Consider the following 12,399-nt stretch of genomic DNA (forward strand, 5'->3'; position numbering starts at 1 on the left):
CTCGTGGGCCGTGGGCTTTGAATAGGGCGAGAATACTGCTTTAGAGTTGTGGCTATGAGCCATCACTCATGCCGATGTAGGAGCGAGCTTGCTCGCGAAAAACGTCAACGATAACGCGGCTTGCCTGAATGAGCGCGGCGCCTGTGAGTTTTTCGCGAGCAAGCTCGCTCCTGCCAAAAATCTCAAGCAGCGTTTAAAGAACGCTTCCGCCTCCAAGGCTATCCAGATTGCCTGGGCGAGCCGCTTTGTTTCGGCGCCCGCTGAAATCGATGGCGGGGCCAGGCTCGGGCGCAGGCTTGGGTTTTACGGTTGGGGGCCGGTCAGGCGTGACACTGCGATCCGGATGCAGGGAGGCATAGCTGGGCGGAATGCTGAAAAACAAATCGATCATGGCGATCTCCGTTGGTGGGAACGTGTCGAGCGGGTCGACGCGTACCCAACCTACAGAGCACTGGGCGACTGGACTATAAACGTCTCGCGTCAAAAGATGACCGAGCGTGGCGATGGCGCTGCTCCGCTGCGAAGAGGGGGCGTGTACACTCACCCTTCGATTATGGATATTCGGGATACAGGACGTTGGCACCCTTTGATCAGCAAAGACTCTTAGCCATATTGGATTATTGGCACAAGGTCGAATTTTTTGTGCCCTATGGCCTGGATCAGCGCCTGGATGAGTTGGAGGACTGGCAATCTAAGGTGATCTTGCCGCAAGCCTGTCTCGACGCCGGCTCTACCCAGTGGAATCGCATGGATGTCCCTGTTGATCAGGAGATCATCAGCTACAGCCTCTTCCTGGGCGTGTTCGACAAGTCTGCAGTGCTCTCGCTGTGTGAGAAGTTAGTACCGGTTCCCGCACCGTTGAGTGTCGCCGCGCGCTTCGAGGAAGAGGCGCGTGCCGACCTTGAGGGGCAGACCTGTTTTGCCAGGATCAGCCTGGATAAGTCTGGTTGCCCCCTCGCCGGCTCCATCTCCATTTCTACCGCACCTTGGGCCTTGGGCCAGGCGTTGTCCCACGGGTTGGGAGCGCTGGGAGCCGCCGAGTTCGAGTCTGCCCGCGACGACTTGGTCAACCGGTTCAACAACTTCTTCGCCACCCGTGTGGATAATGCCAGCGGCCCGCTGACGGCGAGTGAAGTGCTTTCGCTGCACCAGACCCTGTGCCAGTGGGCGGGTTTTTACCCAGGGGCTGACCAGCCGCTGGCCGTACTTGAGGTCAAGACCAAGGCCAGGACCACCCAGGCGCTTGATGATGCAAGCGATCAGGAGCCCGCAACACTCCAGGAAGAAGAGGAGGAGGATGAGGATGACCCTGTCGACGACCTCGACATCCTCAACAGCTTTTACATCGGCGATCTCGAGCGGGCGATGCACAGTGTGCGGACAGGCAACGTGCCCGCCGCCCTGCGGCAGTACCTGACCCCGCTTGCCGACGATCAACGCCTGGACCTGTATTCCAACGCCGGGCGCGAGCTGTTGTACCAACGGCTGCGGCCGCGCCATTTGAGCATCGGCCACTGGTTGGGCAACGCCGAACACCCGATGAGCCTGATGCAACAGTTCGCGCTCAATCAAGCCGGCGCAGACTTGCAGTACAGCGGCTTGTTTGCGGTCAACGGGCCGCCGGGTACCGGCAAGACGACACTGTTGCGAGATCTGTTTGCCGACAACATCGTGCGCCGTGCGCGGGTGCTGTCGGGCCTGTCGAGCGTCAATGATGCGTTCAGTACGCAGCCGCTGACTGTTCGTTTCATGGATGAACAGCGCAAGGTGTGGCCCTTGATCGAGGCCCTGACCGGTTTCGAGATGGTCGTGGCATCGTCGAATAATGCCGCGGTGGAAAACATCTCGGTGGACTTGACCAAGCGCAGCGCCCTGGACGCTGCCTGGCAATCGGTCGGTTACCTGCAACCGGTGGCTCATAACCTGGCCGTGAAGGTCAAAAAATCCGGCCCGGTTTTCCCCGAGGGCCGGGACGTTCCCTGGGGCCTTGTCAGCTGTGCATTGGGCAACGCCGGTAATCGGCGACGCTTTCGCGAAGGGCTGTTTTTCAACGAATTCGAGTCCGATAAAACCGAGCGGCCGCAGACCCTCTGGAAGTGGTTCGATCAGGCGCAGCCGACCCGTTTTGCTGAGGCTCGCGCCGCTTTCAGCCTGGCCGACAAGGCCGTCAGCGCCGCACTGGCTGAGCGCGAGCGCCTGGCGCAATTGCTCGAAGAGCTGGGCGATGGTACCCAGGCCAGCTACGTGGCGCAGGCGCAGCAAGCTCATACGCAATTGCGAGCGGGCGTGGAGGCTGCTGACGCGGCTGTACGCGAGAATCTGCGCCTGCAGCACGTGGAGGGGCAGGAGTGCCTGTTGCTCGTCGAACAGCAACGACTGATCGATCGCACCTCGCCTGGTTGGTGGGCGCGGTTGTGGCGCACCCAGTCTGCCAAGACCTACATGGGCCAATGCGCTGAAAATGCCAAGTTGCAGCTCGAATCGCATGCTCGTCTCAGAGCGCTCAAAAGCGAAGCGGTGACCCTTTCCTGCCAGCTCGCGAAGCTTGACGCTCAACGGCAAGCCGGTGAGCGCAGCCTGGCGCAAAGGTCTCGCGACTGGGAAACCAAAACCGCAGAGCGTGCGGTACTTGAGCAACGCCTGGGTGTTCCTGTGCTGCCTGCCGCCCTGGCTGACTTGGAGTTGCCGCAGTTTCAGATCAACGGTCTGTGGCATGACGCTCAGTTCGCTCGACTGCGCTCGGCGTTGTTCGCGGCTGCCCTGCAATTGCAGCAAGCCTGGTTGCATGAGGCCGGGCAGCCCAAAAACCGCATGCGCTCCAATCTATGGGCCATCTCCAACCTGCTGAACAACAAGCAGCCGGAAGACGCCGGCCACGTACTGCCGATCTGGCAAACCCTGTTCATGATTGTGCCGGTGGTGTCCACCACGTTTGCCTCCTTTGCCAATCAGTTCCGAGGCTTGCAACACGACGCGCTGGGGTGGGTGTTTATCGACGAAGCCGGGCAGGCGGTGCCCCAGGCGGCGGTCGGTGCGCTATGGCGAGCCCGACGTTGTGTGGTGGTAGGCGACCCGCTGCAAATTGAACCGGTGTTTACCCTGCCACGGCAACTGATCACGGCCTTGGGGCAACTGTCACCGTTTACCCAGGACGACAGCTATGCGCCCCATCAGGTGTCGGTGCAACGCCTGGCGGATCAAGCCAGCCGTTTTGGCACCTATGCGCCGATGATGGGGCAGCGTCTCTGGATTGGCAGCCCGTTGCGCGTGCACCGGCGTTGCTATGACCCGATGTTTTCCCTGGCCAATCGCATGGCTTATGACGACAAGATGGTCTTGGGCCTTGCGCAGCGAAACGCCCCGGACGCGCCGCTGATCGACCTGCCCAGCGGCTGGGTCGACATCCGCGGCAACGTGACCCGCAAACAAGTGGTGTACGAGCAGGTTGAATTCATGGCGAAGGTGATCGTGTGCCTGTTCCAGCGCGACCAGGCGTTGCCCGGATTGTATGTGGTGTCGCCCTTCAAGGCCGTGCGCCAGGCGTTGCGCCAGCACCTGATGCAAGTCAAATGGGCGGGGGCCGAGCCCCGGCGCACGGACCTTAAAGAGTGGCTCAAGCGTAACGTCGGCACGGTGCATACGTTTCAGGGCAAAGAGCAGGACACGGTGTTCATGATCCTGGGCGCGGACAGGGACCACGCGGGAGGCGCGCAATGGGCCGCCTCCAAACCCAACCTGCTGAATGTGGCGCTGACCCGCGCCAGGCATCGGGTCTACCTGGTGGGTGACATTGAGCTGTGGGGAGAGTTGGAACACTTCTCCCTGGCCGCGCGTGGCGAACATGCGCTGGCCCGGCTCACGCGTAATGCGTTCGGCATCCTTAACAAGAGCGGGCGGGCACAAGCGTCGCCCGACCGCTTGGGTCAGGCCTGAGCGTTGTCGTGGAGGCGTGGCACCGTAAAGCGGAACTCACTGCCACGCCCCACCTCACTTTCAGCAACGATCTTGCCGCCGTGAGCCTGCACGATCCCTTGGCTGATATACAGCCCCAGGCCAGTGCCGGTGGGGTTGTTTTCGGTCTTGGTCCAGTAACGGTCGAAGACGTGAGGCAATTGCTCGGGTTCGATGCCCTCGCCGGAGTCGCGTACCGAAAACACGATCTCTTCGCCATGGCTCATGGCGCTGATACCGATATTGCCCTGGCGCGGGGTGAACTTGATGGCGTTGCCGATCAGGTTCGACAGGACCTGGAACAGCCGCTCCGGGTCAGCGTTGATCCGAAGTCCCGGCTCGGCGTTGAACGACAGGTCGATACCTTTCTCCATCGCCAGTGGGGACAGCAGGGCATAGGCTTCCTCGAACATCTGGCTGACATCCAGCGCCACCGGCTTGACCACGTAACGCCCCGCCTCGATTTTCGAGGTGTCGAGCAGGTCATCCAGCAACGTATTCATACGTCCGGCGGCTTGTTGCATGGTGTCGATGGCCGACGAAATCCGCCGTGACGTGTGCGGGCCATCGGAGCTGAAGGCGTTTTGCATGATGCCGCAGAGCATCGAGATGACGGTCATCGGGTTACGCAGGTCGTGGGAGACCACCGCCACCAGCTCATCACGGGCGCGTACGGCCTGTTGTTCACGCAAAACCTGGCGGGCCAGGTCGTTTTCCAGGGCCGAGCGGCGCAGGTCATTGGCGGCAAAGTGGTCGCCATGGCTCCATTTGGTGGAGATACCGGCCATTTCCACCTTCCAGATTTCAAAGGACGTACGCGGGCGAAGGCGCAAGCCGGCGTCAGAGCTTTCCAGGTCGAGGGGCTTGTTCGGGTCGCCGCTCCAGTTGACGTTCTCGATGACCTCCGGGCGGAACCACAACACGCCGTTATCCACAGGCTTCGGCAGGCTCATGGCCAAGACTCCACTGGCGACCTGTTGAAACGCTGCGGCGGGTGGGTAGACCGACACCAGGTTATGGCTGGAGAAAACCGCTTCGCCGCTGTCTTGCAGCCATTTATGCAGCGCTCGGATCTGCGCCGGTTCCGGGCAATTGCCGAAACGGTGCAGTTGCCTGTCTTCGATGATCGCCACGCCGCCGGACAGCGTCAGGTCCATCAGCACTTGGCCTTGCTGGGCCAGGCCGTCGAACACGTTGCCGTCGCAGGCTTTCATGGCTTTGTCGAGGGTGGCCAAGGCGTCGATTTTTTCTTCGCGCTGCCGGTTCAGCTCCAACGCTTCCATCGCGCTGATCTGCAGTGACAGCACCTGGCCGATGGTCTGGCAGGCGCTGCGCAGTTCGTTGGGCACCAGCAACGGCTCGCGGTTGCCGCAACTGATCAGCCCCCAAAGCTTGTCGCCCTTCATCAGCGAAATGCTCATGGACGACAGCACGCCCATGTTTTGCATGTACTGGCAATGAATCGGCGACACGCTGCGCAGGGTGGCGAAACTCAAATCCAGCGGCTGGCCGGTGTCCGGGCGCAACTTGGGCACCAAGGGCACTGGCTCGTAGGCCGCATTCGGGATAATGCGCAGCCAGTTGGTGCGGTACAGTTCGCGGGCCTGTTCCGGAATGTCGGACGCCGGGAAGAACAGCCCGTTGAACAGCTCCATCGACGGTGCCGAGGCTTCGGCGATCACCTGGCCATGGCCTTCTTCTTCGAAACGATAGATCAGTACGCGGTCGTAACCGGTCATGGCCTGGATTTCGGCCACGCTGATTTCGTACAGCGCCTGCAGGGTTTTCGCCGATTGCAGGCGTTTGAGCATCTTGCCCAGGTCACTGGTGCGGCCATTCAGCGCGCGCGGCTTGAAGTGCTCCAGCCGCGGTTCGAATTCCAGCACCAGTACATTCTGGTGGCGATGCAGCAACCCTTCGAAGGGCTCGCCATTGAAGGTGACGTGCAGCGCTGGCGCGTCGAAAAACGTATCGTGCTCGGCTATCGATTGCACGGCCTGGGCGTGGTCCATCCCGATCAATGTGTGCAACGGCTGGCCCAGCAGTGACTCTGGCGCGTGACCAAACAGGCTGCCGACGTTGGCACTGACCTGGATGATATTCAGGCCCGGTTCCGACAGGGTCAGCAGTACGCCGTGGGGCTGGATGGCGCCGGGGAAGCGGATCGGTTCGTCGGCGCAGTTGGCCAGCAGTTCTTCAAAATCATCGGGTTTCATAGCAGTACCTCCTGGCGTTCGAGCCATTGCTCAAAGCCGCTGAATGTCGAGCGGGCAGCAATGACCGCGCGCGCTTTGGCGTCAGCGTCCAGTGGCAGGCAACCCAGGTAATCGAGAAAGTCTTTCCAGCGTCGACCGGTTTCGGCGCCGTAGACGTTAAGAAATGCGCCACCGTTGTCGGCATTCACCGCCAGGCGCTGGGCCATTTCCCGGCGCAATACCTGGCCTCCGAGCGTCGCGCCTTCCAGCACGTAGAGGGCGCCCAGGCACGCGGCGGGTGTGTCGAAGGTCGGCAGTTGGCGGCAGTAGGGCAAGGCCGCTATGGCTTCGTCATCCAGGCCGAGGGCTTTCAGGTCGTTCACCAGTGTCGGGGTTTTCACACGCTGTGCCGGGTCAAAGCCTGCGGGGATCAGGCCGCTTGCGTACAGGCTGACTTCCATCGGTGCATAAAATCCGTAATACGCCTGGAGCAAGCGCTGATACCACTGCGCGTCCAGGTGTTCGGAAAAAAACGGCAAGCGCTTTTCCAACGCGACATGCAACAAGCCGGTGCCTGTGCGCAACGCTTCCAGCAACGAGGGCGCACTGACGTCATGGGCCTGTGAATGCATTCAATAAGCTCGAACTGTGGGCCTCTCGGCCATGAATGACGCGTGGAAATGGGCGACGATTCTACACAACTCATGGCCGGGTTCTGCGCGAAACACGAAAACACTGACCGGCGGATCAGAAAAAATCGCTCCTAGTCTCACCAACGACCCTGGCGAATACCGCAAAGTTCAGTTCAAATGATGTCGCGGTGCTATTAATGCATCGAGAAACCCTGCGGGGTCAGAGCTCCTTGCACGCATTGCAGTAAATGCTCGACGCTCCAGGGTTTAGGCAGGAATCTCACCGACTTGCCCAACTCAGCCGCCAACTTGGTATTGCCGGACGTCAGCACCACCGGCACAGAGGGCCAGCGATGGGCCACGACTTTGCTCAAGTCATACCCATTGAGTAAACCTGGCATCTGGATATCGCTGACAATCAGGTCCACCGGGGCATCGCCGCGTTCCAGGTAAATCATGCCTTCATCAGCCGACGGAAACGACGTCACTCGAGCACCGAAATCTTCCAGTACATCCACCATCAACGCCCGAATGATTTCGTCGTCTTCCAACACTAAAATTGCTGGCTGAGCCATGATTTTTACTTCACCCGCTGATAACAACTAGATGGAGTGGGACCGGCTCGAATAGGTTCGATCCAGGCTATCCAAAACGATGAGTGGTCATCGGCGCGCACGCCTCAAGGCATGGCCGACTGACAAACAGGCATAATCGCCCGCTACACCTGATGTGGAGTCGCCCATGAAGTACGCCTTATTGACCTGCGCCCTGATGCTCACCACCGGCCCGGCCTTCGCTGCCGGGGATGCCGAGGCGGGCGGCAAGCTCTTCACCAAGACCTGCGGCGGCTGCCACAGCATCGGCGAGGGCGCGCGGGGTGGTTTCGGCCCGCAGCTCAACGGCATCATCGACAGGCCCGCCGGCACCACTACGGACTATCAGTACTCCGATGCGATGAAAAACTCCGGCGTGGTCTGGACCCGCGACAAACTCGCCGCCTATATCGAGGCGCCGAAGAAAGTGGTCAGCGGTACGCGCATGATTTTCTGGGGCATCAGTGACCCGCAAAAAATCCAGGACATCCTGGCGTACCTGGAAACCTTCCAGCCCAAGTGATTACTCGCGCACATTCCTGAACAGCATCAGCCGTGCACTTTCATGCAGACCCCGTGTCAGCGCCTGTAAACGCTGGAACGCTTCGGGATGTTGCTGGGCGACGTCTTCGCGAGGCGTCGGCGAGGCCAAATCATGCAAGGTGGGTGAACTACCGTCGTGCTGCATTTGCAGGAGAAAGCGCTGGGTGACCCCGCCAATAATCGGAAACGTACCTTCCTGCAGTACTAACGGCACCATGCGTTCGCCTTCCGGCGCCGGTTGCTGGATATCCCGGCCCATTGCGCCATTGGTAAACGGCACGCCCGCCAGGCCGGCCACGCTGGGCAGCAGGTCGGCCAGGCCCACCGCTTCTTCGATCACGCGAGGCGCAAGGCCGGGCGCGTGGATCAGCAACGGCACGTTGTTGCTTTCCAGGCCCAATTGCTCGAAAGCCGGGGCCATGTGCGGGATCTGGCTGATGCGGGTGTTGTGGTCGCCGAAGAACACAAAAATACTGTTGTCGTACCAGCCGCCGGCCTTGGCGATTTCCATCAGGCGGCCGATGTTGTAGTCCAGCAGCCGCACCGCCTGGTATTGCTCGACGCTACGTGAACCGGCCGCCTGGGCCTGCTCCAGCGTGACGTCGTTTACCTGGAAACCATCGTTTTGCTCAGGAATGGTGAAGGGACGGTGGTTGCCGGAGGTTTGCAGGTAGGCGAAGAACGCCTGGTTCTTGGGAACAGCGCTTAGCAGCCGATCGCTTTCCTTGAACAGATCCAGGTCGGAAATACCCCACACGTCCACGCGTGGCGAGCGCCAGTGGCTTTCCTCAAACAGTTGCACGCCGTCGATGCTCTGGCGGATCAGGGCGTTGATATTCGCCCAACCGGCGTTGCCGCCGATCATGTAGAACTTCTGGTAACCCTCGAACGCGTTGATCAACGTGTGTTGGCGAGTGATCAACGGGTTGCGGGTGGCGGTCTCCCGGCGGGTCACGTCGGGCACGCCCGTGATGCTCGCCCAAACGGTTTTCGCCGTGCCGGTGACGGGCACATAGAAGTGTTTGAACAACCAGCTTTGCGTCGCCAGTTTGTCCAGGTTCGGCGTGGGGTTCAGCGGGTTACCGTAGGCACCCACGGCGCTGGTGCCGAGGGATTCGAGCATCACAAAGATCACGTTGGGCGCCCGCTCGCCGGCCAGGCGATAGGGCTGTACGGCCTGTTCGCGGGTAAAGTTCAAGCCCTCGGCATCGGGTTGGTCTACGCCCAGGTAGTGGGCGACTTGCGGGTACAGCTCGCGCACCTTGGCCTCGTCGAATTGCGCCTGGCCGACCTTGAGCGTGTCGTACAAAAACAGCACCGGGTTCAGGCCCACCGCAGCCACCTGGCTGTTGCCGGAAAAGAAGGCGTCGCTCCAGCGCAGGGGCACCGGGTTTTCCAGGTTGAGGTTAGCCACGCGGCCGAGCAGGGCCAGCAGTACCGCGATGACGCCGATGACTGAGACAGAAGCCAGCGCCAGTTTGCCGATAGGCTGGGGTTTGCGGTCCAGGGTCAGTCGTTCCAGGCAGACCAGCGCCCACACCCACAGGCCCACGGCGCTCAGCCAACAGGCCGTTATCCACAGCACCGGGTAGGTTTCCCACACCATCTGTTGAGAAATCTGCGCGTCTTGCAGGTAGCGAAGCACGGTCGCGTTGATGCGTGTCCCCAAGTAGGCGTAGTGGCCGAAATCGATGATGTACACCAGGCCGACCAGCGCCAATACCAGCACCAGATAGCCGCGTGCCAGCCAGCGCAGGGCCGGCAGCGTGGTGAGGTTCCAGCGTGGCAGCCAGGCCAGCACGGCCAGTGGCAACAGGATCAATACCGCCAGGCGCAGGTCGAACCGCAGGCCGATGCCCAGGGTTTCCATCAGCCCTGGCGTGTTCAGATCCAGGCCCGAAAAGCCCACCACAAACACCAGCCGCAGTGCCGCCAGCAACACAAACACCAACCCGATCGCACCCACGCCATAGCGCAGGCGGCGTGATTGCAACGCACCCATGTTTCGTCCTCATTTTTTGAATCGATGCAGCGTGTATCAGCCAAAGCGGCTCTGGCCGTGCCGACGCCATCGCGAGCAAGCCCGCTCCCACAGTTTGAGTTGCAATAGACCCGCGACCAGGCAGTAACCCGCCAACAGCGGATCGACCAGATAATCCCAGTAGTTCTCCGAAGCCTTGAGCCGCAGGGCGAACGCCAGGGTGCCCAGCGCCAGCATCCAGACGCACAGGGCATTGCGCAGCCAAACCAGTAACAACGCCGTAGCTGCCAGCATCACGATCATCGGGCGCGGGTTGAAACCCCAACGGTAAGGGTCGACATACGTCAGCCCCAGCGTGGCCGGATACAGCAGCAGGCTCAGCCCACCGAACAGCATCAGCAGTTGCAGTTGATGCCTGGGCTCAAGCGGTTGCCGCAGCCCCAAACGGCAGAGCGCGACCCACGCCAGCAACACCAGGGTGCTGATGGCCAAGTCATCGGTGAAGCTGCGCACGTAGGCAGCCAGCGGCAGTTCATGCACGGGAATGAAGCTGAGCCCTGCCCACATCGGCAACAACCATGGCCTCCATCGCCGGGTGAATCCCAGCGTGCTGGAGAGCACAAAGCCCAGCAGCACAAAACTCAAATGGGCTTGCCACAACGACATCATCACAGACGCTCCGCGAGCCAGGCTTCGTTGAAGCTGACGTGTTTGATAAAGGTGTTATTCCAGGAGTACACCAAGTGGTACATGCCGTCCGGGCTGCGGCTGAAGTAGGGGTATTCATATTCGAATTCACAGCCACGCGGCTTGCACACGCGGTAGTCCAGGTTGCTCAGGAAACGTTGTGCCAGCGGCAGGCGCCGGGCCCCGCTGGAGGCGCGAAAGCCTTCGCCGATGATCTCTTTGTACACCTCGGGGGCGAACGGTTGGCCCTGCGGGTCAGGCGACTGGTCCAACTCGATCACGCTGCGCCACTGGCTGAGGCGGGCGTCGGTGCCGTAGAGGCTGAGTTTGAAGCGACCGTCTTGCAGGTCGTTGAGGGCCACCAGCAGGCCCTCGTCCTGGGTGGCGACGGCTGCCAGCGACGAATTGGGGTTGGCGGGGGCCAGTGGGTAGGGTTCGCTCCAGGTTTGCCCGGCATCTTCGGTGCGGCTGGCGAGGACCCGGTGATGGGTGTCACCGGCATAACGCAGCATCGCCACGGCGCGTTGGCCATCCTGCGGCACGATGGTCGGTTGCAGGGAGTGCTTGCCGCGACTGATGCGGAATTTATCGATCACTGCACCGTCGGCGCTCAAGTACAAGTACTCGGCAAACTTGCCCATGAACTCGTGGTAAACCGGCAGGCCGATGGAGCCGTCGGCGTGAAACACCGGCGCGGCACGCACCAACGTGCTGATGTTGAAGAAAGGCGAGGTCACCAGTTGGCGCGGCGCCGACCAGTTCGCGCCCAGATCCTGCGAGACCATCACGTTGATCGCGCTGGTGGCCCAACCGCCGACCGACACCGACACATAAAACATCCACAGGCGTTGATCCGGCCCTAGCGCGATCACCGGGTTGCCCAGCTTGCGAATGTAGCGCTGGGTGCCATCGCGGGTGCTTTCACGCGTGGCCAATACCTGCTCGGCGCCCCATTCGCCGCTACGCGCATCAAACCGCGCAGTGCGCACCTGCACATCGGCGGCGCCTTCGCGAGAGCCGGCAAACCACACCGCCATCAGATCACCGCCGGGCAGGGCCGTCACGGAAGAGGAGTGCACAAAGTCGGTGAGCTGCGAGGACACAAAACGGCTGGTGTAGTGCGGCGTCGTGGCGGCTGGCGTATCGCTCGGGCCGGCTTGGGCAAATGGCGCCAGGGTATGCGGCGGATGGCTTTGCCAAGCGGCGAAAAATACCGCGAGCAGGCTGCAAATGATTAAGGCGGAGCGCATAGAGAACCTGTCGGAAAAGATTACTGCGCACGCTCATCCGGCAAGCGCTTCCTGCGGCCGGTGAGCATGGATAACGGCAGGTTGTCCTTCACCTGGATACTTTCAAATACGGCCGCCAGCACATGCACGCACACCAGCGCCAGCAACACATTGGCGGCGCTCGCGTGGACTTGCAGCGGCCAGTCGGCGCCCCATAGCGCGTCCACTTCCTGCATCAGGAAACCGCTGACACCCAGTGTCAGAAGGGCCGTCAGCATCAACACCATCACCAGCGCACCCAGCGGCGAATGGCCCAAGCGATGTTGCGGGTTGCGGTCGAGCAGGGAGCGCACGTGGGCCTTCAGCCGTTTTGGTGTGGGCCAGAAGTCTGCCCAGCGTGCGCTGCGCGGCCCGACGACCCCCCACACGGTGCGCACCAGCAGCCAGGCCATGGCGTAATAGCCCAGCCAGACATGCCAGGTATCGCCCGCCTCATTCAAGGCGTAGTTGGCGATGAAGACCCCGGCGATCGACAGATGAAACAGCCTGACCAGCGGGTCCCACAGACGCAGGGAGTCGCCCGGCATA

10 protein-coding genes are annotated in these 12,399 nt (G+C 61.4%); 3 read left to right on the forward strand and 7 right to left on the reverse strand.

Features of this window, described 5'->3' with window-relative positions; genetic code table 11:
* Positions 1 to 88 precede the first annotated feature (88 nt).
* Entirely contained in the window at positions 89 to 607 is a 519-nt protein-coding gene (locus MJP36_RS07255; protein WP_244385111.1) for a hypothetical protein, read from the forward strand.
* A gap of 5 nt (positions 608 to 612) precedes the next feature.
* A complete protein-coding gene (locus MJP36_RS07260) occupies positions 613 to 3,933 on the forward strand; it encodes a DEAD/DEAH box helicase (RefSeq protein WP_244385112.1) in 3,321 nt (1,106 codons plus the stop codon).
* Here MJP36_RS07260 and MJP36_RS07265 read toward each other — a convergent pair.
* The 3 genes from MJP36_RS07265 to MJP36_RS07275 all read right to left on the reverse strand — a co-directional run bounded on the left by MJP36_RS07265 (position 3,924) and on the right by MJP36_RS07275 (position 7,353).
* A complete protein-coding gene (locus tag MJP36_RS07265; RefSeq protein WP_244385113.1) occupies positions 3,924 to 6,167 on the reverse strand; it encodes an ATP-binding protein in 2,244 nt (747 codons plus the stop codon). The two genes, MJP36_RS07260 and MJP36_RS07265, sit on opposite strands and share 10 nt — an antisense overlap.
* Positions 6,164 to 6,778, reverse strand: a complete 615-nt coding sequence (locus MJP36_RS07270; RefSeq protein ID WP_060754350.1) for a biliverdin-producing heme oxygenase — start codon at positions 6,776 to 6,778, stop codon at positions 6,164 to 6,166. Before MJP36_RS07270 ends, MJP36_RS07265 begins: the two co-directional genes overlap by 4 nt.
* Before the next feature lie 194 nt (positions 6,779 to 6,972).
* Positions 6,973 to 7,353: a response regulator gene (locus MJP36_RS07275; protein WP_104994767.1), complete on the reverse strand. Its 381-nt coding sequence runs from the start codon at positions 7,351 to 7,353 to the stop codon at positions 6,973 to 6,975.
* A gap of 166 nt (positions 7,354 to 7,519) precedes the next feature.
* Between MJP36_RS07275 and MJP36_RS07280 the strand changes: the two genes are divergently transcribed.
* Positions 7,520 to 7,894 (forward strand): c-type cytochrome, encoded by a 375-nt coding sequence (locus MJP36_RS07280; protein WP_060754348.1) that lies wholly within the window; start codon positions 7,520 to 7,522, stop codon positions 7,892 to 7,894.
* On the opposite strand, the gene MJP36_RS07285 is transcribed toward MJP36_RS07280, so the two are convergent.
* The 4 genes from MJP36_RS07285 to MJP36_RS07300 are packed head-to-tail and all read right to left on the reverse strand — an operon-like array spanning position 7,895 to position 12,398.
* Positions 7,895 to 9,916 (reverse strand): LTA synthase family protein, encoded by a 2,022-nt coding sequence (locus tag MJP36_RS07285; protein WP_244385114.1) that lies wholly within the window; start codon positions 9,914 to 9,916, stop codon positions 7,895 to 7,897.
* A gap of 36 nt (positions 9,917 to 9,952) precedes the next feature.
* Positions 9,953 to 10,564 carry a hypothetical protein gene (locus tag MJP36_RS07290; protein ID WP_244385115.1) on the reverse strand — a complete coding sequence of 204 codons (612 nt, stop codon included), beginning with the start codon at positions 10,562 to 10,564 and terminating at the stop codon, positions 9,953 to 9,955.
* Positions 10,564 to 11,832 carry a sialidase family protein gene (locus MJP36_RS07295; RefSeq protein WP_060754345.1) on the reverse strand — a complete coding sequence of 423 codons (1,269 nt, stop codon included), beginning with the start codon at positions 11,830 to 11,832 and terminating at the stop codon, positions 10,564 to 10,566. Before MJP36_RS07295 ends, MJP36_RS07290 begins: the two co-directional genes overlap by 1 nt.
* 20 nt (positions 11,833 to 11,852) lie before the next feature.
* Positions 11,853 to 12,398 (reverse strand): cytochrome b/b6 domain-containing protein, encoded by a 546-nt coding sequence (locus MJP36_RS07300; protein ID WP_244385116.1) that lies wholly within the window; start codon positions 12,396 to 12,398, stop codon positions 11,853 to 11,855.
* Position 12,399: the final 1 nt, after the last annotated feature.

Source organism: Pseudomonas palleroniana (assembly GCF_022836895.1).
Classification (GTDB): domain Bacteria; phylum Pseudomonadota; class Gammaproteobacteria; order Pseudomonadales; family Pseudomonadaceae; genus Aquipseudomonas; species Aquipseudomonas palleroniana.

Excerpts from the sequence above, each read along its gene's own strand:
- MJP36_RS07290 (WP_244385115.1), bottom strand. The coding sequence starts at position 10,564 with ATGATGTCGTTGTGGCAAGCCCATTTGAGTTTTGTGCTGCTGGGCTTT.
- MJP36_RS07275 (WP_104994767.1), bottom strand. The coding sequence starts at position 7,353 with ATGGCTCAGCCAGCAATTTTAGTGTTGGAAGACGACGAAATCATTCGG.
- MJP36_RS07300 (WP_244385116.1), bottom strand. The coding sequence starts at position 12,398 with ATGCCGGGCGACTCCCTGCGTCTGTGGGACCCGCTGGTCAGGCTGTTT.
- MJP36_RS07295 (WP_060754345.1), bottom strand. The coding sequence starts at position 11,832 with ATGCGCTCCGCCTTAATCATTTGCAGCCTGCTCGCGGTATTTTTCGCC.
- MJP36_RS07285 (WP_244385114.1), bottom strand. The coding sequence starts at position 9,916 with ATGGGTGCGTTGCAATCACGCCGCCTGCGCTATGGCGTGGGTGCGATC.
- MJP36_RS07280 (WP_060754348.1), top strand. The coding sequence starts at position 7,520 with ATGAAGTACGCCTTATTGACCTGCGCCCTGATGCTCACCACCGGCCCG.
- MJP36_RS07270 (WP_060754350.1), bottom strand. The coding sequence starts at position 6,778 with ATGCATTCACAGGCCCATGACGTCAGTGCGCCCTCGTTGCTGGAAGCG.
- MJP36_RS07265 (WP_244385113.1), bottom strand. The coding sequence starts at position 6,167 with ATGAAACCCGATGATTTTGAAGAACTGCTGGCCAACTGCGCCGACGAA.